Here is a 23,397-nt window from a genome sequence, read left to right as displayed (position 1 = left end):
CCGGGGGAGTGAGAATGTCGGCCCGCACGATGCGGACCGGGCAGGGGTCGAACTCTGCTCAGGTTCGTCTCTACAATGAGCGGATCGTGTTGCAGGCGCTGCGCCGTTTCGGCGAGGCGTCCAAAACCGACCTTGCTCGGGCGGCCGGTCTTACCAACAATGCCATCGGCGCCATCACCGCTTATCTCGCCGCCGCCGGCCTCGTGGTCGAGCTTGGCAAGAAGCGCGAGGGGCAGCGCGGCCAGCCGGCCACCATGCTGGCGCTGGCGCCCGAGGGCGCCTATTCCATCGGCGTTCGCATCGATCGCGTCGGCTGTGAGACGATATGCGTCGATTTCGGCGGGCGCATTCTTGCCAGCCGGTCGCACGATACGCTGCTGCCGCCGCCGAAGGACATGCTGGCGATCGTGGCCGGCGACATCAAGTCGATCGAAGAGGAGATCGGGTCGGAGCGCTGGGAGCGGCTGGCAGGCATCGGCCTTGCTCAGCCCTATCATCTCGGAAGCTGGTTGCGCGAGCTTGAGCTGCCGGCCAACTCCTTCCGCTTGTGGGACGAGTTCGATTTTGGCGCCGCGCTCGAGACGGCGACCGGCATCCCCGTTTTCCTTGAGAATGACGGCAATGCCGCTGCCATTGCCGAGTTGTTCTATGGACACGGACGGACGCGATCGGACTTCATCTACCTTTTCATCGGGGGCGCCGTTGGCGGCGGCATCGTGCTGGGTGGCGATTGCCTGCGCGGCAGTCGCGGCAATGCCGGTGACTTCGCCATGATGCCGGTGCCGGCGTCCACGCTACCGTCGGCGCCTCGGCCCGAGCGTTCCTTCGACGTGCTGCTCACCCGGACGTCATTGGCCGGGCTCCGCCGCCATTTGCGCTGGCGCGGCCACGTCGTGGATACGCTGGCCGAAATCGGCGACCTCTTCCGCCGCGAGCCTCGACCGGCAGCGTTTGACGAGTGGATCGACGACGCCGTCGCCGCCTTCGTGCCGGCCATCTTGTCCACCACGGCGACGCTCGACGTCGATCAGGTCATTCTTGAGGGCGACCTCGACTGCGGCCTCGTCGAGATCATCGTCGAGCGCCTCGCCAAGGCGCTCGATGCGGCCACGCCGGAAAGCGTGCCCGTAGCCAAGGTGCTCGACGGCTCGTTCCGGGCCCGCGCTGGCGCGCTCGGCGCCGCCACGCTGCCGCTCTTTTTCAACTTTTCGCCGCGCTCGTCGATCCTGACCGGTACGGCGCCCATGTTCAGGGAGTTCAGAGACTATGCCGTCCGCGCCTGAGACGACCCCCATCCTCGAGATGCGCGGCATCTCCAAGACCTTCCCGGGCGTGAAGGCGCTCGCCAACGTCGAGCTGACCGTCTACCCCGGCGAGGTGCATGCGCTGATGGGCGAGAACGGCGCCGGCAAGTCGACGCTGATGAAGATCCTGTCCGGCGCCTACCGGGCCGATCCCGGCGGCGAACTGCGCATCAATGGCGAGGTGATCCATATCGACGGTCCGCTCAGCGCCAAGACCAAGGGCATCGCCGTCATTTACCAAGAGCTCAGCCTGTCGCCCAACCTGACGGTGGCCGAGAACATCTATCTCGGCCGCGAGCTGTCGTCGGGCGGCCAGGTCGACCGGACCCGCATGCGCGCCGACTGCCAGGGCGTTCTCGACCGCCTGGGCGCCACCTTCGGGCCGGCCACCATCGTCTCGACGCTGTCGATCGCCGAGCGGCAGATGGTGGAGATCGCCCGCGCCATCCACGCCAACGCCCGCATCCTCGTCATGGACGAGCCGACCACGGCCCTGTCCTCGCGTGAAACCGACAAGCTGTTCGACCTCATCCGCACACTGCGCGCCGATGGCCTCGCCATCATCTACATTTCGCACCGCATGGCCGAGGTCTACGAGCTGGCCGACCGCTGCTCGGTGCTGCGGGACGGCAGCTACGTCGGCACGCTGACGCGGGACGAGCTGTCGGCCGAGAAGCTGGTCAAGATGATGGTCGGCCGCGACCTCTCCAAGTTCTACAAGAAGGACCACGACGCCAAGGGCAGCCGGGGCGAGATCATCCTGTCGGTCAGCGACATGAGCGACGGCCACCGCGTGCGCGGTTGTTCGTTCGACTTGCATCAGGGGGAGGTTCTCTGCCTTGCCGGCCTTGTCGGTTCGGGCCGCACCGAGCTTGCCCGTCTGATTTACGGCGCCGACAGCCGCAAGAGCGGAACGGTGGCGCTCGATGGCAAGCCGATCGACATCGCGAGGCCGATCCAGGCGGTGGACGCCGGCATCGTCTACCTCACCGAGGACCGCAAAGGGCAGGGTCTGTTCCTCGACATGACGGTGCAGGAGAACATCAACCTGCAAGTGATCGGTCGCGACGCTGCCAAAGGCGGCCTTCTCGATCTCAAGAAGGCGAGAGTTCGGGCGCTCGATGCCATCAAGGCGCTGTCGATCCGTGTCGCCGGCCCGATCGTCGAGGTGGGATCGCTGTCGGGCGGCAATCAGCAGAAGGTGCTGCTCTCCCGCCTTCTGGAAACGCGACCACGCGTGCTGATCCTCGACGAGCCGACGCGCGGCGTCGACATCGGCGCCAAGTCCGAGATCTACCGCATCATCGACGACCTCGTGCAGGCGGGCGTCGGCGTGCTGGTCATCTCCTCGGAGATGCCGGAGGTGGTCGGCATCGCCGATCGCGTGCTGGTAATGCGCGAAGGCCACATCGTGGGCGAAGTCGGGGGCACCGCCGGTGTCGAGATCACCCAGGAAAACATCATTGCCCTGGCCGCCGGCCTCGCTCACCCGAGCGCGCCGGCCGCCTGACGCCACAAGAAACGCAAGCAAGGGAACCGCCATGTCCCAGGAAACCTCGGCCACCGAACTCACCCGTGAGAAGGCCGCCGCCAATCGCCAGGTCCTCATCCAGCAGATCATCCGCACGGTCGGCATGCTGCCGATCCTGATCCTGCTCGGCATCGCCTTCCAGCTGATGTCCGGCCGCTTCATCTCGCCGCAAAACCTGTCGATCGTGACCCAGCAGGCGTCGATCAACACCGTGCTCGCCTGCGGCATGACGGCGGTGATCCTGACCGGCGGCATCGACCTCTCGGTCGGCTCCATTCTCGCCGCCTCGGCCATGGTGGCGGTGATCGGCTCGCTGGTGCCCGATATGGGCATGATCGGCATTCCGCTGGCGCTGTTCGCCGGCCTGGTGTTCGGCCTGATCAATGGTTCGCTGGTCGCCTTCATCGGCCTGCCGCCGTTCATCTCGACGCTCGGCTCGCTCACCGCCGTGCGCGGTGTCGCCCGCCTGCTCGGCAACGACACCACCGTCTTCAACTCGCAGCTGCCCTTCGCCTTCATCGGCAACGGCTATCTGTTCGGCATCCCCTGGCTGGTAATCATCGCCTTCCTGTCGGTGATCGTCACCTGGGTCATCCTGCGGCGGACGGTGCTCGGCGTGCACATCTACGCCACCGGCGGCAACGAAAGCGCCGCCCGCCTTTCGGGCATCAAGGTCTGGGCGGTGTTCCTGTTCGTCTACGGCTTCTCGGGCCTGATGGCCGGCCTCGGCGGCGTGATGAGCGCGGCCCGTCTGTTCGCCGCCAACGGAACCCAGCTCGGCCAGTCCTACGAACTCGACGCCATCGCGGCGGTCATCCTCGGCGGCACGTCGTTCACCGGCGGCGTCGGCTCCATCTGGGGAACGCTGATCGGCGCGCTGATCATCGCCGTGCTGTCCAACGGCCTCGTGCTGATCGGCGTCTCCGACATCTGGCAGTACATCATCAAGGGCCTCGTCATCATCATCGCCGTGGCGCTCGACCGCGTCCGTTCGCAGGGCGGCGCGCGTACCTGAGAATACCGAATTCGGCGGCGGGCTGACCCCGCCTCCGCATCTGGGGTGGCGTATCCGCCGGTAGGAACCGGCTGCCACAACACCCCTGCAATCCACCGGCGGGACCGCCTCGCGGCCGGCCGGACATAGCAGGCGCGTCGGACGGGAGGAGATCCGTCTGGCCCAGCCGGCATCCCAAGGAGGAACGTAGTCATGAAGTCTCGCAGCATTCTGCTCGCCGCCGCCGCCGCCGTCGCTTTCACCGGCGCCGCCTCGGCCAAGGACCTCAACAAGATCGGAATCTCGCTCGGTTCGATGGGCAACCCGTTCTTCGTGGCCCTCGCCACCGGCGCGACGGACAAGGCCAAGGAGATCAATCCCAACGTCGAAGTCACCGCCCTCGGCTACGACTACGACATGAACAAGCAGTTCACTCAGATCGACAACTTCATCGCCGCCGGCGTCGACCTGATCCTCCTCAACCCGGCCGATCCGAAGGCCGTGGCGCCCGCCATCGCCCGCGCCCAGGCCGCCGGCATTCCGGTCGTCGCCGTCGACACCGCCGCCGAGGGCGCTGACGCCACCGTGACCACCGACAACGTCCAGGCCGGCGAGATCGCCTGCCAGTACATCGTCGACAAGCTTGAAGGAAAGGGTGACGTCGTCATCATCAACGGTCCGCAGGTATCGGCCGTCATCGACCGCGTCGTCGGCTGCAAGAAGGTGTTCGGCGCCAACTCCGGCATCAACGTGCTGTCCGACGACCAGGACGCCAAGGGCTCGCGCGATGGCGGCCTGAACGTCATGCAGTCGATGCTGACCCGCTTCGAGAAGATCGACGCCGTGTTCGCCATCAACGACCCGACGGGCATCGGCGCCAGCCTGGCCGCCAAGCAGGCCAACCGCACGAACCTGTTCATCACCGCCGTCGACGGTGCGCCGGACATCGAAGCCGAGCTGAAGGATACGTCGTCGCTCGTCGTCGCTTCGTCGAGCCAGGACCCCTACGCCATGGCCCAGCTTGCCACGCAGATCGGCATCGACCTGCTCAACGGCAAGAAGCCCGAGCAGCAGGTGACCCTGCTTCCCTCCAAGCTCGTGACGCGCGAGAACGTCAACGAGTACAAGGGCTGGACGGCGGCTCGCTGATCGCAGGCAGCAAGTTGCTTCCTGAAACCCATCCCCGGGGAGGAGACTTCCCGGGGATTTTTGCTTGGGGCAAGGCCGGGGGGTCACGCGGCTCCGGCCAGAAACACCTCGCGCCCAGAAACAAGATGGAGTTCCACGCCGCTGAAGCCCGCTTTGCCCAGCATCGACAGCCATTGCGACTGGGCATAGACGGCAAAGTCATCCCCGTCCTGCTCGATCCTCACAGGCGCGTCGCCATCCTTCAGAAGATAGACGAGATCGACTCGATATCGGTTGTCGCCTGGACGGATCGGTTGATCCCATTCCAGAAAGCGCATCCCACGTCCCTGTCCATCGCTCCCGCCCGACGACGTCCCTGGTTCGTAGCTTTCCAGCGTGCAATCGGGGCAAAACAGGCCGATGCCGCCTGGTTTCAAATGGGCGCGCGCCGTGGCTAGCGCAGCCGCGAGATCGTCGGCCGACGTCATGTGCATGATGGCATCATGGATCAGGACGATGTCGAAGCTCTCATCGAGCCTGAAGGTCCGCATGTCGCCCGTCAGGTGTCGGCAGTCCGGGTTGAGGCGCTTGCTGACGGCGAGCATGGCGGGCGACAGGTCGACCAGCGTCATGTCGAAACGAGCCTTGAGATTGGCTGCCAGATGCCCACCTCCGGAACCGAGTTCCAGAATGCGGCGGGCGTCGGGAACAGCCTCGCTGATCAGATGATCAATCTCGTCCGCTTCTTTGGCGTAGTCGGCCGGCGGGGACATCAGCGGCCACCACTCCGAAAGGTCGGCATAAAGACGCTTCGTCATGATCGTTCTCCAGTCGAGGCATGAGGCGTCGGGGGCATCTGCGACCTCGCGCAAGCCTACTACGATTGGCATGTCATGAGAATCCGCCAGGGTGTGGCGATCAGGTTGAACCGGCTTGATTGTCGAACACTCCGGGTTGAAGTTTTCTGCGAAACAGGGCCGCACAGGCTCCTGCTTGGGAGTGAACGGTTTTTGGTGTTGCAATTCCAACATTAATGTTGTTGCATCTGCAAACATAATTCTTCACGGATCCGGCCAGCATGCTTTACGACGACGCCTTTCTCGCCCGCCTCGAAGACGGTCTGCGTTCGGCGCTACCGACTTGGAATATCGACGAAATGGCGAAGCTGTCCCTGCTCACCATTTCCGAAAACGCCACTTTCCTGGTGGACGATGCGCGAGGTGGTCGTCGGCTGATCCTGCGTGTCCATCGTCCGGCCTACCACAGCGATCAGGAGGTTGCCTCCGAACTCCAGTGGATTGAGGCACTGCGAACGGAGGGCATCATCGCCACACCGGCGCCGATTCACGCCAAGGATGGACGGCTGCTCGCTACCTTCTTTGACGGCGAAACGCATCGCAACGTCGTGGCGTTCGAGTTCATGAGCGGCAAGGCTCCAGGCGAGGCCGGCGATCTCACGCGATGGTACCGCCATCTCGGTGAGATCTCCGCTCGTCTCCACGCGCACAGCCGGGCGTGGTCCCCTCCGCCGGGTTTCGCCCGCAAGACCTGGACGTTCGACACCATCATTGGTCCGAACGCCTACTGGGGCGACTGGCGCGCCGCGCTTGGTCTTGACGCCGCCGGGCGGGCAGTCCTCGAAAAGGTGGCGGCTCGGCTTCACAGGGAGACGGCAGGCTACGGCACCTCGCCGGACCGTTTCGGTCTGATCCATGCCGACATGCGCGCCGCCAATCTCCTGGTCGACGACGATCGGCTCGGCGTCATCGATTTCGACGATTGCGGCTTCTCCTGGTTTGCCTATGACTTTGCCGCTTCGATCTCCTTCATGGAAACCGAACCCTTCATCCCCGATCTGATGGCGGCCTGGCTCGACGGCTATGCGCGCCTCGCACCGCTCGATCCCGAGCAGGCGGCGGCGCTGCCCATGCTTGTGATGCTGCGCCGCATGCAGCTGACCGCCTGGATTGCCTCGCACTCCGAAACGCCGACAGCGCAGGCGATGGGGACGGCTTACACCGCCGGCACCATCGATCTCGCCGACCGCTATCTCGCAGCCGACTTTCTGAAGGGTGTGGCATGAGCCCGACCAAGCAGATCCTCGCCCTCAACCGCTTCGAGGCTTCGGAGGGAACGGCGCTGGCGCCGGAACTGGCAGAGCGGGTCGCCAAGCGACAGGCCACCTTCGGGGCGTCATCGGTGCTCTTCTACAAGGAGCCGATCGAGATGGTGCGGGCGGAGGGCGTCTTTATGTACGACGCGGAGGGGCGACGCTATCTCGACGTCTACAACAACGTGCCATCGATCGGTCATTCCCATCCGGCTGTTGCCGAGGCGGTGGCCAAGCAGATCGCCGTTCTCAACATCCACACTCGCTACCTGACCCGGCCGGTCGAGGCTTATGCCGAGAAGCTGTTGTCGAAGTTTCCGGCGCCGCTCTCCAATCTCACCATGACCTGTACCGGCTCGGAGAGTAACGACCTCGCGATGCGGATCGCCGAGGCGGCGACAGGCAAGCGCGGGTTCGTCGTCACGCGCGCCGCCTACCACGGCAATACCCAGCACGTGACCGCCATCTCGCCGTCGTCGATGAAGTCGAAGCCGGTCCCCGACTTCGTGCGCGTCATTCCCGAGCCGGATCCCGCGCTTGCTCCCGGAGGGGATGTCGCCGCCTTCTTTGCCGGCAATCTTCGAGCCGCGATCGACGACCTTGAGGCTGCGGGTGTCGGCTTCGCCGCCGTCATCGTCGACACCATCTTCTCATCCGATGGCATCTTTGCCGATCCGCCGGGCTTCCTGCGGGCGGCGGTCGATGTGGCGCACAAGACGGGCGGTCTCTTTATCGCCGACGAAGTGCAGCCCGGTTTCGGCCGTACCGGCGGCGGTCTCTGGGGTTTCTCCCGGCACGGCATCGTTCCTGATGTCGTTACCATGGGCAAACCGATGGGCAACGGCTTTCCGATGGCCGGCGTCGTCACCCGACCTGACCTTCTGTCGCTGTTCTGCGAGGAGACCGGCTATTTCAACACGTTCGGCGGCAACCCGGTGGCCGCCGCCGCCGGTTCGGCGGTGCTCGACGTCATCGACAGTGAGGGGTTGATCGACAACGCCCGCGATGTGGGCGCCTATTTCAAAGCCGGCCTTTCGACTGTCATGGGCAACCGCCGCGATATCGGTGCGGTGCGTGGAGCCGGGCTCTTCATCGGGCTGGATTTCGTGGATGCTGAAGGTCGGCCCGATCAGGGACTTGCCACCTTCGTTATCAACGCCATGAAAGAGCATGGCATCCTGATTGGCGCTGCCGGCCTCTGGGGCAGCACGCTGAAGATCAGGCCACCGCTCTGCTTTGCGAAGGAAAACGCCGACTTCTTTGTCGATACCCTGAAGAGCATCCTGGCGGAGCGGTAAGTTCGCTCCAAACCGATCTTCACGAGAACCAGAAGAAAAGGGCGGCGTATGCGTCGCCCTTTCGATGTTTGGCAGGCCAAGGCTGGTCAGCCGTCGATCGCTTCAAGCGCCCCTAGGCTTTCCGGCAGGATCTGGCCGCCATCGACGGTGATGGTCTGACCGGTGATGTAGGCGGCTTCCTCGGAGGCAAAGAACAGGGCGGCGTTGGCGATGTCGGCGACAGTGCCCAGCCGCTTCAGCGGGATCGAAGCTTCCATCTTGGCAATGTAGTCCGGTCCCATCCCCTCAAGCCCCTCCGTGAAAATGTTGCCGGGCAGCACGGCGTTGACAGTGATGCCCTTCGGCGCCAGTTCGATCGCCGCCGTGCGCATGAAGCCGAGCTGGCCGGCCTTGCTGGCGCCGTAGTGCGACCAGCCCGGATAGCCGGTCACCGGGCCGGTGATCGAAGAGGTGAGCACGATGCGGCCGCGTCCCGCGGCCGTCATGGCCGGGAGTACCGCCGAAACGCTGAGGAAGGTGGAGCGGAGGTTGGTAGAGATGACGTGGTCGAAGTCGGCTGGCGTCATCTCCGATAGCTTGGCCGCGGGAAAGATGCCCGCGTTGGCACACAAGACGTCGATGGCGCCGTAGCGATCGATGGCGGCCTTTGCCATCGCCTGGCACCCTTCCGGCGTCGATACGTCGGCGCCAAGACCGCTGGCGTTCGACCCAATCGTCTTGGCGACCGCCGAGGCGTCGGATTCGCTGCGGGATACCACCAGCACATTGAGCCCGGCTTCGCCAAAGCGAAGGGCAATTCCCTTGCCGATGCCCCGGCTCCCGCCGGTGACGATCACTGTCCTTCCTTGTAGCGACTGCAACATTTAGTTCCACCTTCTCTCGTTGTTTGAACAAAAATCCGGCATATCGATCATGGCTGCGGCAGTTGGAGGTCAAAAAAGATGCGCCATGCGGTGGACATGGCGTTTTACCCGAAAAACAAAGGATTCTGACGGGTAATCATTCTGCTCCTGCAACCGCGCGAGCCATCCGCTAACCGCACGGCTGCTCTTCGATGAGGTCAACATGCCCAACGAAATTGATGTTGTAAACAACACATTTTTGCGACAGACTTCCAACATAACGAATGGGAACAGACCAACCGTCAGCAGGAAAGGATTTTCCGATGGGTCCGATGTCCAGGCGCAACATGCTGCAGATGATGGGGGCGGCGGCCTTCGCCGGCCCGCTGCTCTCCGCGAGCCGGGCCTTCGCCGCTCGCGAAGGTGAACTCAACATTCTCTGCTGGGAGGGCTACAACTCGGCGCAGGTGCTCGACCCGTTCCGGGCCGCCAAGAGCGCCACGGTGAAGGCCGAGAGCCTCACCAACGATCCGACGATGATCAACCGCCTCCGGGCTGGTGAGACCGCCGTCTGGGATCTGATCAACGTCAACAATCCCTGGGCGCGCAAGGTCATGGCGCCAGCCGGCCTGATCAAGCCACTTCCGCGCGAAACCTTCGAGCCCTACTTCGACAAGATGCTGCCCGAGTTCAAGGCGCCCTACCGCTGGGCGATGAGTGACGACGGCAAGGATCTCCTGGGCATGGCCCAGCGCTTCGGGCCTTACTCCTTCGTCGTCAACACCGACAAGATCAGCCGGGCCACGGCCGAGGAGCAGGGCTGGAACCTCTTCAACGACCCGTCGCTGGCCGGCAAGTACGGCATTCTCGAATCCGACGACTGGAACGTCTTCGACATCTTCCTGACCGCCGGCATCAACCCCTTCGTCAAGCACACGGATGCCGACTTCAAGGCGTTCGAGGAGACTGCCGTCCGCATCTTCAAGGGCGCCAAGATGATCGGCGACATCGCCACCATGAACCAGGCGCTGATCTCCGGCGAGATCGACCTGCATTTCACCGGCGGCACCTATTCCGTGTCGCCGGCCCGCGCCGACGGCTACCCGAACCTTCGCGCCATCACGCCGCTAAAGGGACCGATCGACGGCAAGGGCGGCGTGGCCTGGATCGAGATCACCTCGACGGTCAACAATCCGCAGCTGTCGCCGCTTGCCACCCAGTTCCTCGAATACGTTCAGGATCCGGAAGTGGCGCACACCGTGGCCTTCGCCGAGGGCACCTTCAACCCGGTGGCGCAGATGGGCAACAAGGCCTGCTTCGATCTGTTCACCAAGGACGAACTCGACGCTATCCAGTGGGACAGCGTCGAAGAGGAAATGGCGCGTTCGGCCGAGTACGACATCGTGCCCGACTACGACAAGGCGTTGGAGATCATGCTCGGCGCCAAGCGCCAGCGCGGCTGATCGCCTCTGCGTAAAACCGTCCGCCCGGTGGGCGGACGGCTCCCCCGGTTTGATTTCAGGATCGCTTGCACATGTCGTCAGTTGCCGCTTCCGCCCAGTCCGATTCCCCTGCCGCCTCGAGAACGCCGCGGCCGGTGCTGCAACTCGTCGATGTCCGCAAGGTGTTCGACGGCTTTGCCGCTGTCGACGGCATCAGCCTCGATATCGAGGAGGGTGAGTTCGTCACCATCGTGGGGCCGTCGGGCTCCGGCAAGACGACGCTGCTCAGGATGCTGGCCGGCCTCGAAAGCCCAAGCGAGGGATACATCACGCTACGCGGCGAGCTGATCAACGACGTGCCGTCCAATCGGCGGCCGACCTGCCTGGTCTTCCAGTCCCTGGCGCTCTTTCCTCACATGACGGTCGGCGACAACATCGAGTTCCCGCTTCGCGTCCGCAAGATGGCGCCCGAAGAGCGGCGCAAGCGGGCTCTCGAACTGATGGCCAAGGTGCGCCTGCCCGAGGACTATTACTCCAAGAATGTCATGCTCTGTTCGGGCGGCGAGAAGCAGCGCGTGGCGCTGGCGCGCGCCTTCGCCTACGACCCCGACGTTCTGTTCTTCGACGAACCGCTGTCCGCGCTGGACTACAAGCTCAAGAAGCTCCTGGAAAAGGAGCTCAAGGACCTGCATCGCGAAAGCGGCAAAACCTTCGTCTACATCACCCACTCGCTCGAAGAGGCGATGGTGATGTCCGACCGCATCGGCGTCATGCGCGCCGGCAAGGTGGTGCAGATCGGCACGCCCGAGCAGATCTACTCGACGCCGGCCGACCGCTTCGTCGCCGAGTTCTTCGGCGAGGTGAACATCGTCCCGATCCGTCGCGCCGATGGCGGCTGGCTGCGCCGCGACGGCAAGCCGGTGGCGGTGGCGCCCGACCTGGACATAGTCGGTGACGAGGCCAGCGTCGTGATTCGCCCCGAATACATGCGCTTCGTGACCGAAGAGGCCGGCGCCGACAACACCCTTACCGGCACCATCTTCAACGAGTATTCGCTCGGCTCGCGCCTGCAGTATCAGGTGAGGAGCCGCACCGGACGCACCTTCCTGATCGAGGTGCCGCGCGCCGCGGCCTGGAAGGGCGATGGAGAGGTGACGATCGGCTGGGATGCCGGCAACGCCATTGTGGTGGGAGGCTGACATGGCCGACAACTCCCTGTCCGCGCCGGCACCGAAACTCTCGCCCGGTCTCCGCGCCTCCTTGCCGGTGCTGGTCCTGCTCGTCGCCGGTTTTCTCGCGCCGCTGGTCACCGTCGCCGCCTACGCTTTTGCGACGCCAAAGAGCTTTGATGTCTTCCGCTCCTTCACGCTTCAGAACTTCGCGGCGATTTTCGATACCAACAACACGGTCTGGACGTCGTTCGTCTGGGCTCTGGCGCTGGCCTTCGCCTGCGTGGCCATCCTTCTCGTCGTTTGCTACCCCATCGCCTTTGGGCTCAACAAGGTGTTCGGCAAGTGGTCCGGCCTCGTGTCGGTGCTGTTCGTCTTCCCGCTGTTTGTCTCGGAAAACGTCCGTCTCTATGGCTGGGTGTTGTTCTTCATCAAGAATGGCGTGCTCGATGGAGCGCTGAAATGGCTCGGCTTTCCCGGCGGCCCCGACCTTCTTTACACGCCGGGCATCACGCTGTTCGGCATGGTCTACGTCTACCTGCCGTTCATGCTGTTTCCGATGACGCTCGGCATCGCCATGATCCCGCGCGATCTCGTGGACGCCGCTAGCGATTTGGGGGCAGGACGATTCATGATCTGGCGTGAGGTCGAGCTGCCGCTGGCCATGCCCGGCATCCTGATCGGCGCGCTGCTCACCTTTGTGCTGGCCGCCGGTGCGGTGGCCGAGGCCAAGATCCTCGGCGGACAGTCGGTGATCACCATCACTCAGGATATCGAGGTGGCTTTCACCTACGCCCAGAACTGGCCGATGGGATCGGCGCTTGCTCTCATCCTCGTTCTCATTGTCTCCGGTCTCGCGCTTTCCGCCATGGCGCGGCTCGACCTCGACAAGATCCTCGGAAAGCGCTGAGCCATGCAGACCGTCGGACGTACCCGGACCCATTTTCTGATCCGTGCCTGGACCACCTTCGTCGTTCTGGCGATCTACCTGCCGATCGCCTGCGGCGCGCTGGCCGGTCTTTCCAAGGGGCGCTACTTCGCCTTCCCCATCCGGATCTTCTCCACCGAGTGGTGGGGCAAGACCTGGGACTCCTTCGAAATCCATGTTCTCGTGCAGAACTCGGTTCTGATCGCGCTGATCGTCACCGTGCTCAGCGTTCTCTTTGCCTTCTTCGGGGCGTTGGCCTTCGCTCGATACCCGTGGAAAGGTCGCCGCGCTTTCCAGCGCCTCCTGTTGCTGCCGATCTTCTTTCCGCAGCCGGTTCTCGGCCTTGCCTTGCTGCTCTGGTTCAACGCGCTCGGCATCAGCCCGACCTGGAAGACGGCGGTCGTCGCCCATCTGGTCTGGATCGTGCCGGTGGTGACACTGGTCATCGCCATACAGGTGTTCAGCTTCGATCCCGTGCTGGAGGAAGCGGCGAGCGACCTCGGCGCCTCGCGCCTCTTCACCCTTCGCACGGTGACGCTGCCCATCCTCTGGCCGGGCATCTGGTCAGGCGCGCTGTTCGCTTTTTTGTTGTCCTGGGGCAACTTCCCACTGTCGCTCTATACGGCCGGCGCCGACTCGACGATCCCGAAATGGCTCTACTCCAAGATGGTGGCGGGCTACACGCCCATGGTGCCTGCGCTCGGGACCATGAGCACGCTGACGGCGGCGGCGCTTCTCCTGGGCGGCGGCCTCGTCCGCTTCCTTCTCCGCCGGCGGGCCGAACTGAGGGCAAGGGAACGGTGATCGATAGGCTCGGTTCCGTATTTCGGCATTGCCGCACCGAGCGTAAACCGAGGCACCGGCGACCAAGGTGGGCAACAACATACCTTGACCATGGTCCCCCCGACCTGAAAACCTCATAAACCAAGAGGATGGCCGAATCGGCGTCGAGCCGGTCGGTCGGATAGAGTCATGGCGCGCAGCATGAAGCGGACCAAATCATCGCGGCAGACGCAGATTCTGGCGGAGCTCGATTCAAGTCCGTCGCTTCGCGTCGCCGAGCTCGCCCGCCGGCTCGATGTTTCCACCGAGACCATCCGTCGCGACCTCGACGAACTGACGACGCAGGGATTGCTCAACCGGACTTATGGCGGCGCCGTGCGGCCGCTTTCCAGCGAACCGTCGGTTACCGAGCGTCACCGCCTGTTCGTCGACGAGCGCCAGCGCATCGCGCGCGCCGCTCTGAAGGTCATCGGTGATGGCAATGTCCTGATGATCGGCTCGGGCGCCACCACGGTCCATGTTGCCCGCCGCATCGCCGTGGAGATGAAGAACATCACCGTCATCACCCATTCCTTCGGCGTGGCGACGGTGCTGGCCTTCAACCCGACCATCAAGGTGCTGATGCTGCCCGGCGACTATCACGCCAGCGAGGGCGCCACCGTCGGCGTGCACACCGTTTCGTTCCTCGGCAACTTCTACGCCGATTATGCCATCACCGGTGCGTCGGGCCTCGCGGCCGATGGTCCGTCGGAGGCGCTGCTCGAGTGCGGCGCGGTCTATACGGCGATGGTGGCGCGGTCCGCCAAATGTGTGGTGGTCGCCGACCATTCCAAGTTCGACGCCATCTTTCCCTCGCGCTACGCCCCCTGGCGAGATGTCGATGCGCTCGTCACCGATGCGGCTCCGCCGGAAAAGCTGACCGCGGCGCTTCGGCAGTCGGGCGTGGAGCTTGTGGCGGCGAACTGAGATTCAGCGAGACGCGATTGCCAGAGCCGTGCGCGCCACGGTGACGAAGGCGCGGCCAAGGGCCAGCCCGACGATGGCGCCAAGCGTCGAGGCGATCCAGTTGTCGAGACCGGGGCCTCGGCCGGGTATGAATGCCTGGATGCCCTCGAACAGCAGAGAGGTGGCCGAGAGCAACAGCACGATTCGCCACCCTCGCAAGGCTGGCAGTGTCGAGGCAAAGAAGGCAGCGCCAGCATAGGCAAGCAGATGCTCGACGTTGCCCGAGCCGAAGACGTGAGGACGGTCGGCACCGGGCAAAACGGACAGCACCGCGATCACGGCAAGTGAGAGAATGCCCGCCATCTGGAACAACTTGCGTCCGATGTGTTCCAGTCTCATTTCTTCGCTCCTGCCATCCTTATGCGTCTACGCATTTTGCCGTGTCGCCGGTAAAGAAGGCGTCGACAAGGCAACAGGCATGATGGCCGGCAAAAAGCGCGCCGAAGACCGATCGGCTCCGGCGGCGGCAAAACTGTTGGCTGTGGCTCGCATTGACGGATCTGTTGCTTCAGCAATGGTTGGTCAGGCGGCGCTGGAGTGCTAAAGGGTCTCAACCTCACCCCGGCCATATGGGAATCCCACTGCCGAGGTGGCGAAGAACGTCGCCTAAACGCTTACTCGACAACCATTCCGCGCGGTGCTTGATTGCCCTTCTCAGTCCAGGGGGGACATCATGAGAAAGTTCGCTGTTGTGGCGCTATGCATCGCTGCGGCTGGATGCGTGAACGTGAACAAGGAACTCGTTGCTACAGGGGGAAGCCGGGCAGACGGAACTGTTGATCTGAGCTATGAGCAAGCCAGTATCGAGAACGTCAAGATCGATCCGGCCAAGGGTATCGCCACGGCTCGCGAGCGCTGTCAAGCTTGGGGTTATAAGGATGCAGCGCCGTTTGGCGGCGAGTCCCGAATGTGCCAAGTCGCAACCAACTACGGCTGCAGTCAGTGGCTAGCCACGATCAAATATCAGTGCCTCGGTAGTGTGCCGGCCAGTCCTGCAAAATAGCGGACTCTCAAGCAATCTTATCGACCTTCGCCGCTCCCCATGTGGGCGGCTTCCATCATTTTATCCACGGAAGAAGGCTGCCCGTCTCGCCAATGTACAGATCTACTACAGCCTCTTTTGCCGACCAGATATCGCGCCAGTAGTCTGACAAATTGTCTCGCGTCAACTCGTCGCCCTTGTCGTCGACGATGCGAGTGAGAACGTCGACCAGATGATCCAAAGCCGCCTTCTGATCAGGTGTTGGGGCTAGATGCTTAAGAGCTTTCGCTTCACGCGTTGCCCCTTGCAAGTTCACGTACGGTTTGTGGCAGAGACAGGCATTGATCGATTCAACGCACACGGTCCGGCGATCTCTCGTCATCTCTTCGACTCCGATGCACAACGCTGGCTTCGGCGCACCTATGCCGTACCTATCGCTGATTTTCCAGATCCGAAACGGGTAGTTGCCGTGGTGTAACCTATTGGAAATATTTGGCGACTCCAGCAGGGCTCGAACCTGCGACCTGCCGCTTAGAAGGCGGCTGCTCTATCCAGCTGAGCTATGGAGCCGTTATGCCGACTGCCAACGGGCGTGCCGGGGGCCGAACGCTTCAATGCGTCCAGGTCTCGGCCTTGGAATACTTGAAATTGTCGGAATAGGAGAGCTTCTTCGGCGTCCGCTCCTTGGGCTCCATCACCTGGTAGGCAAGGCCCTCGCGGACGGCGTAGGCGATCGCATCCTCGCGCGTGTCGAAGGAAAGGCGCACCTGCTGCTTCATGTCGCGCGACGAGGTATAGCCCATCAGCGGCTCGATGCTCTTGGGCTTCTCGGGCTCGAACTCCAGCAACCAACGCTCCGTGCGGCCCCGTCCGGACTGCATGGCGGTCTTGGCAGGCTTGTAGATTCGCGCCGTCATCTTGGCCCTTCTCCTCTGTCGCCGTCCCGGCCCGCCGGCCGCGGGACCGCGATCGAGGGCCGCCGTTTGGTCGGGGCAGCAAGATTCGAACTTGCGACCCCCTGCTCCCAAAGCAGGTGCGCTACCAGACTGCGCTATGCCCCGCGACCGAAACGTGAGGGATTACCTAGCGTTTCGGAAGCGGCTACGCAATAGGCTGGATGCGTCCCGTTTCGCCGTAGACATTCGGGATAAGAGCCTCGGTCAGCCGATCCTCCAGGGCATGGAAGGCGGGATCGCGCAGGAGCGCCGACGCACGCGGCCGGCCGAAGGGCACCGGCACAGTCTCGACGACACGACCGGGGCGTGGGCTCATCACCAGCACGCGGTCGGCGAGGAACAGGGCCTCGTCGACGGCATGGGTCACCAGAAGGGTCGTCGTCTGCGTGGCGCTCCAGATGCGCTGCAGTTCGAGGTTCATTTGACGCCGCGTCACCGCGTCCAGCGCGCCGAACGGCTCGTCCAGCAGAAGCACCTCGGGTTCGAGCACCAGCGCCCTGGCAATGGCGACGCGCTGGCGCATGCCGCCGGACAGCTCGTCCGGTCTGGCCCGCTCAAAACCGGCGAGCCCCACGAGATCGACGAGCATAGCGACGCGGTCCATGTTCGTTTCGGCGCCGGCGAGGCGGAAGGGCATGGCGATGTTGTCGCGAACGTCGAGCCACGGCAGCAGCGCCGCGTCCTGAAAGGCGAAGCCCAGCTTGTGGGCACGGCTGAGTGCACCCGGTTCGCCGCCATGAACGGTCACGGCTCCACTGCTTGGCCGGTCGAGGCCGGCGACCAGCCGCAAGATGGTGCTCTTGCCGCAACCGGACGGGCCGATCAGCGCGACGAACTCTCCCGCCGCCACATCGAGGTCGACATCATCGAGGGCCGTTACCGTCCCGCCGGCTTCCGTCGAGAACAGCTTGTCGACACCGGCCAGCCGGATCGCGGGTATCTCGGTCATGCGGAAGCTCCTTCGCCTCACATCTCGGCGTGCAGAGGCTCGGTGGAGGCCGGGCCGATGGAAAAGTCGGAGAAGGTGACTTCCAGTCCGGCCCGCGATGGCGAGCAGGCCATGGGACCGACCTGATAGCGCGGCGCCGGCGCGAAGGACGCCACCCGCAGCATAGACCAGGCCTGGCCGTCGCGAGAGGCGTGAACCAGTACCGAACCGGCCTTGACCGTCATGCGCAGGCGGAAGTCATCGAACTCGCGGAATGGCTGGCACACCGACCAGTCCGAGCGGCCGTTGGTGACCACCACGGACAGGAAGCGATCGTCATCCGTCAGCTCGACGCCGCATTTCAGCCAATGCCTGTCGTCGAGGTACAGCATCAGGCCGGCTTGGTCGAAGTTGGCGGTGTAATCGGCGCGAATGCGCAAGAGGGCGGTGAAGCCGTCGTCGGCCGGCAGCAGATAGGCATGACCGTTGTCATGCACGAAGCCGTAATAGGTCTCGCGCCAGAAGTCCGTTTCGTTCTCGGTGACCAGCGTCAGGCGATCACCATCGATGCTCCAGCGGGAGGGCTCGTTGACCCAAGCACCGCCGCCGAACCCTGTCTTCAGCATGATTCCTCCACTCATTCCCCACGCTCGGCGGCCGCGTCGTCATCGGTCAGCGGCGCGTTGAGATCCTGCTCGATGTCCCTGAGGAGCTGCATCAGCGTGTCGAGCCGTTCCTGACCGATCCGGTCCGTTATCGCCGCGTAGATCGTTTCGGCTTGGGTTCCGGCCGTGTCGATCACGCGCTTGCCCTCCGGCGTCAACGAGATTAGCCAGGCCCTGAGATCGGCGGGGTCGGGGCGTCGGCTGATGAGGTGCCTCTTCTCCAGGTCGCGCAGGATACGCGACAATGAGGGAGGAAGCAGGAATGTCGCCATGGCAAGGCCGGTTGCGTCGATCTCCGGCACCGAGTCGAGCGCTCGCAGCACGCGCCATTGCTGCTCGGTGAGGTCGACCGACCTCAGCACCGGGCGAAACTGCCGCATCACCGCTTCTCGCGTCCTGAGAAGGGCGACCGGCAGCGAGCGGGAAACGTTCCTGAGGCGAGCACGGTTGCGGGGGCCGGACTCCTGACTGGCCGGACCGCTGGACAAGGCCTCGTTGTCCTTTTCCCTCATTCGACAATCCTCGCTGGTTTGCTCCGACCCTATCCGCTTTTGTGCTGACAGGGAACGCCAACACCCAAACAGCGCCAATGAGCAAGGTAAACGCGCCTAACCGGGCTTTCCGGCTTTTATCACCCCACTATTCCAGTTTAACCGAGTTAGGATTGATCTCGCGCAATTCACCCTCGGTCGATATCGGGCAGTGTCGCTTTCGGAAAGCTCCGGCGGACGGGCCGGTGAAAGGCTGCGAAGATGACAAAGACCGAACGGATCACCTGGCTCGATGAAACCCGTATCGAGACGGAGATCGCCGCGACCTCCGCCGGTGCCGACAAACAGCGTGTCCGAGAGATCCTGGAAAAGGCGGCAACGCTTGGCGGCCTTTCCGAGGATGATGTCGCCGTTCTCTGCACCGTCACCGATCCCGATCTGACGGCCGAACTGTTCCACACGGCCGAGAAGGTGAAGACGGAGATCTACGGTCCGCGCATCGTGCTGTTCGCGCCGCTCTACTTCTCCAACATCTGCCTCAACGAATGCGTCTACTGCGCCTTCCGTCGGTCCAACAAGGAGCTCGATCGCAAGATCCTGACCATGGAGGAAATCGAGGCCGAGACGGCGGCGCTGATCGATCAGGGCCACAAGCGTCTGCTGCTGATCGGCGGCGAGGCTTTCCCGAAGACCGGCTTCCAGTATCTCATCGATGCCATCGAGCGCATCTATTCGGTGAAGCGCGGCCGTGGCGAGATCCGCCGCATCAACGTGAATGTCGCGCCGCTCGAGACCGACGAGTTCCGCCGCCTGAAGGAAACCGGCATCGGGACCTACCAGCTGTTCCAGGAAACCTACAACCGCAAGGTCTACGAGGCGATGCACCCTTCGGGCGCCAAGGCCGATTTCGACTGGCGCGTGTCGGTGATGGATCGCGCCATGGCCGCCGGTATCGACGACGTCGGCATCGGCCCGCTGTTCGGTCTGCACGACTGGCGCTTCGAGGTGCTGGCGACCATGCAGCACATCGCCCATCTGGAGGATGCTTTTGGCGTCGGGCCGCACACCATCTCGGTTCCGCGCATGGAGCCGGCCGTCGGGTCGGACGTGTCCATGGCGCCGCCGCACATGGTCTCCGACGACGATTTCAAGAAGATCATCGCCATCCTGCGCCTCGCCGTGCCTTACACCGGCATCATCCTGTCGACGCGCGAGAACCCGGAGATGCGCCGCGAGGCCTTCCGTCTCGGCGTATCGCAGATCTCCGGCGGCAGCCGCACCAACCCCGGCGGTTACGCGACGCCGGTCGAGGAACAGGCCGCGCAGTTCACTCGTGGCGATCACCGGCCGCTCGACGAAGTGGTGCGCGACATCGCGGCCAGCGGCTGCGTACCGTCGTTCTGCACCGCCTGCTATCGCATGGGTCGTACCGGCGCCGACTTCATGGACCTTGCCAAACCCGGCCTCATTCGCGAAATGTGCGGGCCGAACGCCCTGTCGTCCTTCATGGAATACATGCTCGACTATGGCTCTGAGGAAACCTGCGCCGCCGGCGAGAAGGCCGTGGCGGCCGAGGTAGACACCATGGAGCCCAAGATCGCCCGCTATTCCCAGACGATGATGCGCAAGGTGCGCGAGGGCAAGCGCGACGTCTACCGCTGAGGTAGCGTGGCCTGGAGGCAGGCGATGGCGACGCGGCGCGAGGCCGATCTGATCGGCGAGCGTGACATTGCGGAGGATGCCTTCACAGGCATCCACACGGCGCGGGCGCGCGAGAACTTTCCGCTCACCGGCCGGCCGTGCCATCCCGAACTGATCAAGGCCTACGCCGCCGTGAAGATCGCGGCGGCCAAGACCAACCATCGCCTCGGCTTCCTCGGCGATGATGTGGTGGATGCGACCGTGCGCGCCGCCCGCGAGATCGAAGACGGCACTCTGCTCCCCGAGATCGTCGTCGATGCCCTGCAGGGCGGTGCCGGCACCTCGCTCAACATGAACGTCAACGAGGTGATCGCCAACCGGGCCGAGGAACTGCTCGGTGGCCGGCGCGGGCAGCATGCCCGCGTCCACCCCAACGATCACGTCAACCTCAACCAGTCGACCAACGACACCTTTCCCACGGCGCTGAAGATCGCCGCCATCCGTCTGCTGCACCGATTGGAGAAGGCCATTGCCGATCTTCAGGTCGCCTTCCAGGAGAAGGAGCGGACGTGGTCCGGCGTCGTCAAGATCGCCCGCACCGAGCTGCAGGATGCCTGTCCCATCGCTTACGGCGCAGTCTTCTCGGCCTGGGCCGAGGCGCTGTCGCGCGATCGCTGGCGCGTCTTCAAGTGCGAGGAGCGGCTACGCGTCGTCAACCTCGGCGGCACCGCAGTCGGTACCGCCATCGCCGCGCCGCGCGATTACGTCTTCATGGTCACCGAGGTGTTGCGCGAGGTGACCGGCCTCGGACTTGCCCGGGCCGAAAACCTCGTCGACGCCACCCAGAACGCCGACGCCTTCGTCGAGGTGTCCGGCATCCTGAAGGCCAATGCCGTCAACCTGTTCAAGATCTCGTCCGATCTGAGATTGCTGTCCTCAGGCCCGCAGGCGGGCTTCGGCGAGATTCTCCTGCCGGCGGTGCAGGCGGGTTCGTCGATCATGCCCGGCAAGGTCAATCCGGTGATCCCGGAAGCGGTGGGGCAGGCGGCCATGCGGGTGATGGGCAACGACCAGATGGTGACGCTCGCCGCCCAGAACGGTCAGCTCGAACTCAACGCTTTCCTGCCGCTCCTGGCCGACGCGTTGCTCGACAGTATCAGCCTGTTGGAGGCTGCCGCCACCATTTTCCGGACCCGCTGCGTCGAGGGTCTCTCGGTCGACGAGGCGGCTTGCCGCCGCCAAGTTGCCGAGAGCAGGGCCGTCGTCACCGCGCTTCTTCCCCGACTTGGCTACGAAGTGGCAACCGAGGTGGCGATCGCAGCGCGCGAGGCCGGACGCTCGGTGATCGAGATCGTCCTCGAACGCAAGCTCATCGAACCCGCCGATCTCGAACGCCTGCTGTCCGCCAACGCCATGACCGCCCTCGGCACCAAGTAAACAAGGACCAGATCATGCTCGCCACGCCCAAGGGTCTTCGCCTGCACATCGGCGTTTATGGCCGGCGCAATGTCGGCAAGTCGTCGCTGGTCAACCTCCTGATCGGACAGGAAGTATCGATCGTTTCCGACGTGGCCGGCACCACCACCGACCCGGTCGAAAAGGCGATGGAACTGCTGCCGATCGGCCCTGTGCTGTTCGTCGATACCGCCGGCATCGACGATGTCGGCGATCTCGGTGAAATGCGCATCGAGAAGACCCTCAAGGCGCTCGATCACACCGATCTCGGCATCATCGTCACCGACGGTCCCATAGGCGACGACGAAGTCAAGCTGATGGACGCGCTGGCCGAGCGCGAGACTCCCTATTGCATCGTCTTCACCAAGGCCGATCTCGGTGCGCCACCGGCCGAGGCACTGGCGGCAATCAGGTCGCGGGATGTCCCGTTCGCGATCATCTCGACCGCCTCGAAGGCCGATGCCGTGCGCGTGCGCGAGGTGATCCTGCAGGCGGCTCCGGAAAGCTCCTTCGAGGTGCCGCATCTCCTGGCGGATCTGGTGCCGGCTGGTGGCCATGTCGTTCTTGTGGTGCCCATCGATCTGTCGGCGCCCAAGGGGCGGTTGATCCTGCCGCAGGTGATGGCTATCCGCGATATTCTGGACGCCGACGCGAGCTGTACGGTGGTCAAGGAGCGCGAGCTGGCATCGACGTTGAAGATGCTCGGCAAGAAGCCCGATCTCGTCGTCTGCGACAGCCAGATCGTGCTGAAGGCGGCCGCCGATACGCCAGACGACGTGCCGCTCACCACCTTTTCGATCCTGATGGCGCGTTTCAAGGGCGACTTGGTCCGGCTTGCGGAGGGGGCGGCTCGTATCGACCAGCTAAAGCCGGGGGATCGGGTGTTGATCGCCGAGGCCTGCACCCACCATTCCATGGCCGACGACATCGGCCGGGTTAAGATACCTCGTTGGTTCCGGCAGTATGCCGGTGGCGATATCGAGTTCGAAACGATGGCCGGCCGGGCCTTCCCAGAGGACCTCAGCCCCTACGCGCTCGTTGTCCAGTGCGGCGCCTGTACCGTCAACCGCAAGCAGGTGCTGCTGCGCATCCGGCAGGCGGAGCGACAGGGCGTGCCGATCACCAATTATGGTGTTGCCATCAGCCGCGTGCAGGGCGTTCTTCATCGTTCGCTCGGCCCGTTTCCCTCGGCGCGCATCGCCTTCGAACGGGCGAGCGCCGCCCAATGAAACAGCGGGGCCGAAGCCCCGCCATTCAACATCATCGTCGTCAGTCGACGACCTGCAACACCACGCGAGTCTGCGGATCGACGATGACGCGCTCATTGTTGACGACGGTGTAATAGTAGGTCTCGTAGCCGGGTACCGGATGGAGCACGACACTCGTCGGTAGTGCCTGCCCCACGACGATCGGCTGTTCGTACACGATCGACGGCGTCGTCTGTTCGATGACGACGGTGCGGACCTCCGGCGGTGGCGGATCCAGAATGGTGCCAATCGCGGCGCCGGCAACGCCGCCGACGACGGCTCCTACCGGGCCACCCACGACAGCACCGGTGGCGGCACCACCGGCCGCACCGGATACTGTGCCCTCCTGCGCAAAGGCGCTCGGAACGATGGTGAGCACGCCGGCGATAAGCGAAGCTGAAAGGAGCTTTTTCATCTCGGACTCCTGTTGGTTGATAGGCCAACAACAGCCGACCGACAGGAAAGGTTCCCCAATGGACGAGCGTCCGCGATCGGGCC

General features: G+C 64.0%; 24 protein-coding genes and 2 tRNA genes. 15 read left to right on the top strand and 11 right to left on the bottom strand.

The window, feature by feature from the left end:
• The first annotated feature begins 14 nt into the window (after window positions 1-14).
• From M4J39_RS08170 to M4J39_RS08155, 4 genes are all read left to right on the top strand, one after another.
• A complete protein-coding gene (locus M4J39_RS08170) occupies window positions 15-1,283 on the top strand; it encodes an ROK family protein (RefSeq protein ID WP_251727319.1) in 1,269 nt (422 codons plus the stop codon).
• Window positions 1,267-2,814, top strand: coding sequence for a sugar ABC transporter ATP-binding protein (locus M4J39_RS08165; RefSeq protein ID WP_251727318.1), 1,548 nt, complete (start codon window positions 1,267-1,269; stop codon window positions 2,812-2,814). The genes M4J39_RS08170 and M4J39_RS08165 overlap by 17 nt, the downstream gene beginning before the upstream one ends.
• A 31-nt stretch (window positions 2,815-2,845) precedes the next feature.
• Window positions 2,846-3,850, top strand: a complete 1,005-nt coding sequence (locus M4J39_RS08160) for a ribose ABC transporter permease (protein ID WP_251727317.1) — start codon at window positions 2,846-2,848, stop codon at window positions 3,848-3,850.
• A 192-nt stretch (window positions 3,851-4,042) separates the two neighbouring features.
• The gene (locus M4J39_RS08155) at window positions 4,043-4,978 is read left to right on the top strand and encodes an ABC transporter substrate-binding protein (protein ID WP_251727316.1); all 936 of its coding nucleotides are present in this window, start codon (window positions 4,043-4,045) and stop codon (window positions 4,976-4,978) included.
• Window positions 4,979-5,061: 83 nt separating this feature from the next.
• On the opposite strand, the gene M4J39_RS08150 is transcribed toward M4J39_RS08155, so the two are convergent.
• Complete coding sequence (locus M4J39_RS08150; protein ID WP_251727315.1) at window positions 5,062-6,012, bottom strand: class I SAM-dependent methyltransferase; 951 nt, start codon at window positions 6,010-6,012, stop codon at window positions 5,062-5,064.
• Between the two features lie 23 nt (window positions 6,013-6,035).
• Here M4J39_RS08150 and M4J39_RS08145 point away from each other — a divergent pair, with 23 nt between their 5' ends.
• Together M4J39_RS08145 and M4J39_RS08140 are read left to right on the top strand one after the other, a co-directional pair.
• Complete coding sequence (locus M4J39_RS08145) at window positions 6,036-7,040, top strand: phosphotransferase enzyme family protein (protein WP_251727314.1); 1,005 nt, start codon at window positions 6,036-6,038, stop codon at window positions 7,038-7,040.
• Window positions 7,037-8,365, top strand: a complete 1,329-nt coding sequence (locus M4J39_RS08140; protein ID WP_251727313.1) for an aspartate aminotransferase family protein — start codon at window positions 7,037-7,039, stop codon at window positions 8,363-8,365. The genes M4J39_RS08145 and M4J39_RS08140 overlap by 4 nt, the downstream gene beginning before the upstream one ends.
• A gap of 86 nt (window positions 8,366-8,451) precedes the next feature.
• On the opposite strand, the gene fabG is transcribed toward M4J39_RS08140, so the two are convergent.
• A complete protein-coding gene (gene fabG, locus M4J39_RS08135) occupies window positions 8,452-9,228 on the bottom strand; it encodes a 3-oxoacyl-ACP reductase FabG (protein ID WP_251727312.1) in 777 nt (258 codons plus the stop codon).
• A gap of 302 nt (window positions 9,229-9,530) precedes the next feature.
• On the opposite strand from fabG, the gene M4J39_RS08130 reads away from it, so the two are divergent.
• From M4J39_RS08130 to M4J39_RS08110, 5 genes are all read left to right on the top strand, one after another.
• Window positions 9,531-10,670 (top strand): PotD/PotF family extracellular solute-binding protein, encoded by a 1,140-nt coding sequence (locus M4J39_RS08130; protein WP_251727311.1) that lies wholly within the window; start codon window positions 9,531-9,533, stop codon window positions 10,668-10,670.
• 71 nt (window positions 10,671-10,741) lie between these two features.
• Window positions 10,742-11,848, top strand: coding sequence for an ABC transporter ATP-binding protein (locus M4J39_RS08125; RefSeq protein WP_251727310.1), 1,107 nt, complete (start codon window positions 10,742-10,744; stop codon window positions 11,846-11,848).
• Window position 11,849: 1 nt separating this feature from the next.
• The gene (locus M4J39_RS08120; protein ID WP_251727309.1) at window positions 11,850-12,728 is read left to right on the top strand and encodes an ABC transporter permease; all 879 of its coding nucleotides are present in this window, start codon (window positions 11,850-11,852) and stop codon (window positions 12,726-12,728) included.
• A gap of 3 nt (window positions 12,729-12,731) precedes the next feature.
• On the top strand, window positions 12,732-13,550 hold the full coding sequence (locus M4J39_RS08115; RefSeq protein WP_251727308.1) for an ABC transporter permease: 819 nt from the start codon (window positions 12,732-12,734) through the stop codon (window positions 13,548-13,550).
• 168 nt (window positions 13,551-13,718) lie between these two features.
• Window positions 13,719-14,495: a DeoR/GlpR family DNA-binding transcription regulator gene (locus tag M4J39_RS08110; RefSeq protein WP_251727307.1), complete on the top strand. Its 777-nt coding sequence runs from the start codon at window positions 13,719-13,721 to the stop codon at window positions 14,493-14,495.
• A 3-nt stretch (window positions 14,496-14,498) separates the two neighbouring features.
• Here M4J39_RS08110 and M4J39_RS08105 read toward each other — a convergent pair whose 3' ends face one another.
• Window positions 14,499-14,873 (bottom strand): VanZ family protein, encoded by a 375-nt coding sequence (locus M4J39_RS08105; protein ID WP_251727306.1) that lies wholly within the window; start codon window positions 14,871-14,873, stop codon window positions 14,499-14,501.
• 334 nt (window positions 14,874-15,207) lie between these two features.
• On the opposite strand from M4J39_RS08105, the gene yecR reads away from it, so the two are divergent.
• Window positions 15,208-15,537, top strand: a complete 330-nt coding sequence (gene yecR / locus M4J39_RS08100; RefSeq protein ID WP_251727305.1) for a YecR family lipoprotein — start codon at window positions 15,208-15,210, stop codon at window positions 15,535-15,537.
• A gap of 55 nt (window positions 15,538-15,592) precedes the next feature.
• Here the strand turns inward: yecR and M4J39_RS08095 are convergent, their stop codons facing one another.
• The 7 genes from M4J39_RS08095 to hpaR all read right to left on the bottom strand — a co-directional run bounded on the left by M4J39_RS08095 (window position 15,593) and on the right by hpaR (window position 18,577).
• Window positions 15,593-15,898 carry a hypothetical protein gene (locus M4J39_RS08095; protein WP_251727304.1) on the bottom strand — a complete coding sequence of 102 codons (306 nt, stop codon included), beginning with the start codon at window positions 15,896-15,898 and terminating at the stop codon, window positions 15,593-15,595.
• Window positions 15,899-16,009: 111 nt separating this feature from the next.
• Window positions 16,010-16,086, bottom strand: a tRNA-Arg gene (locus tag M4J39_RS08090).
• Between the two features lie 41 nt (window positions 16,087-16,127).
• The gene (locus tag M4J39_RS08085) at window positions 16,128-16,433 is read right to left on the bottom strand and encodes an ETC complex I subunit (RefSeq protein ID WP_251727303.1); all 306 of its coding nucleotides are present in this window, start codon (window positions 16,431-16,433) and stop codon (window positions 16,128-16,130) included.
• 67 nt (window positions 16,434-16,500) lie between these two features.
• Window positions 16,501-16,577 (bottom strand) — tRNA-Pro (locus M4J39_RS08080).
• A gap of 40 nt (window positions 16,578-16,617) precedes the next feature.
• The gene (locus tag M4J39_RS08075; RefSeq protein WP_251727302.1) at window positions 16,618-17,421 is read right to left on the bottom strand and encodes an ABC transporter ATP-binding protein; all 804 of its coding nucleotides are present in this window, start codon (window positions 17,419-17,421) and stop codon (window positions 16,618-16,620) included.
• A gap of 17 nt (window positions 17,422-17,438) precedes the next feature.
• A complete protein-coding gene (locus M4J39_RS08070) occupies window positions 17,439-18,023 on the bottom strand; it encodes a DUF1349 domain-containing protein (RefSeq protein ID WP_371875435.1) in 585 nt (194 codons plus the stop codon).
• Between the two features lie 14 nt (window positions 18,024-18,037).
• On the bottom strand, window positions 18,038-18,577 hold the full coding sequence (gene hpaR / locus M4J39_RS08065) for a homoprotocatechuate degradation operon regulator HpaR (protein WP_251727300.1): 540 nt from the start codon (window positions 18,575-18,577) through the stop codon (window positions 18,038-18,040).
• Between the two features lie 240 nt (window positions 18,578-18,817).
• On the opposite strand from hpaR, the gene hydG reads away from it, so the two are divergent.
• The 3 genes from hydG to hydF are packed head-to-tail and all read left to right on the top strand — an operon-like array spanning window position 18,818 to window position 22,881.
• Window positions 18,818-20,218 carry a [FeFe] hydrogenase H-cluster radical SAM maturase HydG gene (hydG, locus tag M4J39_RS08060; RefSeq protein WP_251727299.1) on the top strand — a complete coding sequence of 467 codons (1,401 nt, stop codon included), beginning with the start codon at window positions 18,818-18,820 and terminating at the stop codon, window positions 20,216-20,218.
• A 24-nt stretch (window positions 20,219-20,242) separates the two neighbouring features.
• Window positions 20,243-21,634 carry an aspartate ammonia-lyase gene (locus tag M4J39_RS08055; protein ID WP_251727298.1) on the top strand — a complete coding sequence of 464 codons (1,392 nt, stop codon included), beginning with the start codon at window positions 20,243-20,245 and terminating at the stop codon, window positions 21,632-21,634.
• A 14-nt stretch (window positions 21,635-21,648) separates the two neighbouring features.
• On the top strand, window positions 21,649-22,881 hold the full coding sequence (gene hydF, locus M4J39_RS08050; RefSeq protein WP_251727297.1) for a [FeFe] hydrogenase H-cluster maturation GTPase HydF: 1,233 nt from the start codon (window positions 21,649-21,651) through the stop codon (window positions 22,879-22,881).
• Window positions 22,882-22,921: 40 nt separating this feature from the next.
• On the opposite strand, the gene M4J39_RS08045 is transcribed toward hydF, so the two are convergent.
• Window positions 22,922-23,314 carry a DUF1236 domain-containing protein gene (locus tag M4J39_RS08045; protein WP_251727296.1) on the bottom strand — a complete coding sequence of 131 codons (393 nt, stop codon included), beginning with the start codon at window positions 23,312-23,314 and terminating at the stop codon, window positions 22,922-22,924.
• Between the last annotated feature and the right edge of the window lie 83 nt (window positions 23,315-23,397).

The sequence above is a fragment of the Pleomorphomonas sp. NRK KF1 genome, from assembly GCF_023721755.1.
GTDB lineage: Bacteria > Pseudomonadota > Alphaproteobacteria > Rhizobiales > Pleomorphomonadaceae > Pleomorphomonas.
The sequence above is the reverse complement of the archived record's forward strand: the minus strand, read 5'-3'. Positions and strand labels throughout refer to the sequence as shown.

Excerpts from the sequence above, each read along its gene's own strand:
- M4J39_RS08170 (WP_251727319.1), top strand. The coding sequence starts at position 15 with ATGTCGGCCCGCACGATGCGGACCGGGCAGGGGTCGAACTCTGCTCAG.
- M4J39_RS08165 (WP_251727318.1), top strand. The coding sequence starts at position 1,267 with ATGCCGTCCGCGCCTGAGACGACCCCCATCCTCGAGATGCGCGGCATC.
- M4J39_RS08160 (WP_251727317.1), top strand. The coding sequence starts at position 2,846 with ATGTCCCAGGAAACCTCGGCCACCGAACTCACCCGTGAGAAGGCCGCC.
- M4J39_RS08155 (WP_251727316.1), top strand. The coding sequence starts at position 4,043 with ATGAAGTCTCGCAGCATTCTGCTCGCCGCCGCCGCCGCCGTCGCTTTC.
- M4J39_RS08150 (WP_251727315.1), bottom strand. The coding sequence starts at position 6,012 with ATGTTTGCAGATGCAACAACATTAATGTTGGAATTGCAACACCAAAAA.
- M4J39_RS08145 (WP_251727314.1), top strand. The coding sequence starts at position 6,036 with ATGCTTTACGACGACGCCTTTCTCGCCCGCCTCGAAGACGGTCTGCGT.
- M4J39_RS08140 (WP_251727313.1), top strand. The coding sequence starts at position 7,037 with ATGAGCCCGACCAAGCAGATCCTCGCCCTCAACCGCTTCGAGGCTTCG.
- fabG (WP_251727312.1), bottom strand. The coding sequence starts at position 9,228 with ATGTTGCAGTCGCTACAAGGAAGGACAGTGATCGTCACCGGCGGGAGC.
- M4J39_RS08130 (WP_251727311.1), top strand. The coding sequence starts at position 9,531 with ATGGGTCCGATGTCCAGGCGCAACATGCTGCAGATGATGGGGGCGGCG.
- M4J39_RS08125 (WP_251727310.1), top strand. The coding sequence starts at position 10,742 with ATGTCGTCAGTTGCCGCTTCCGCCCAGTCCGATTCCCCTGCCGCCTCG.
- M4J39_RS08120 (WP_251727309.1), top strand. The coding sequence starts at position 11,850 with ATGGCCGACAACTCCCTGTCCGCGCCGGCACCGAAACTCTCGCCCGGT.
- M4J39_RS08115 (WP_251727308.1), top strand. The coding sequence starts at position 12,732 with ATGCAGACCGTCGGACGTACCCGGACCCATTTTCTGATCCGTGCCTGG.
- M4J39_RS08110 (WP_251727307.1), top strand. The coding sequence starts at position 13,719 with ATGGCGCGCAGCATGAAGCGGACCAAATCATCGCGGCAGACGCAGATT.
- M4J39_RS08105 (WP_251727306.1), bottom strand. The coding sequence starts at position 14,873 with ATGAGACTGGAACACATCGGACGCAAGTTGTTCCAGATGGCGGGCATT.
- yecR (WP_251727305.1), top strand. The coding sequence starts at position 15,208 with ATGAGAAAGTTCGCTGTTGTGGCGCTATGCATCGCTGCGGCTGGATGC.
- M4J39_RS08095 (WP_251727304.1), bottom strand. The coding sequence starts at position 15,898 with ATGACGAGAGATCGCCGGACCGTGTGCGTTGAATCGATCAATGCCTGT.
- M4J39_RS08085 (WP_251727303.1), bottom strand. The coding sequence starts at position 16,433 with ATGACGGCGCGAATCTACAAGCCTGCCAAGACCGCCATGCAGTCCGGA.
- M4J39_RS08075 (WP_251727302.1), bottom strand. The coding sequence starts at position 17,421 with ATGACCGAGATACCCGCGATCCGGCTGGCCGGTGTCGACAAGCTGTTC.
- hpaR (WP_251727300.1), bottom strand. The coding sequence starts at position 18,577 with ATGAGGGAAAAGGACAACGAGGCCTTGTCCAGCGGTCCGGCCAGTCAG.
- hydG (WP_251727299.1), top strand. The coding sequence starts at position 18,818 with ATGACAAAGACCGAACGGATCACCTGGCTCGATGAAACCCGTATCGAG.
- M4J39_RS08055 (WP_251727298.1), top strand. The coding sequence starts at position 20,243 with ATGGCGACGCGGCGCGAGGCCGATCTGATCGGCGAGCGTGACATTGCG.
- hydF (WP_251727297.1), top strand. The coding sequence starts at position 21,649 with ATGCTCGCCACGCCCAAGGGTCTTCGCCTGCACATCGGCGTTTATGGC.
- M4J39_RS08045 (WP_251727296.1), bottom strand. The coding sequence starts at position 23,314 with ATGAAAAAGCTCCTTTCAGCTTCGCTTATCGCCGGCGTGCTCACCATC.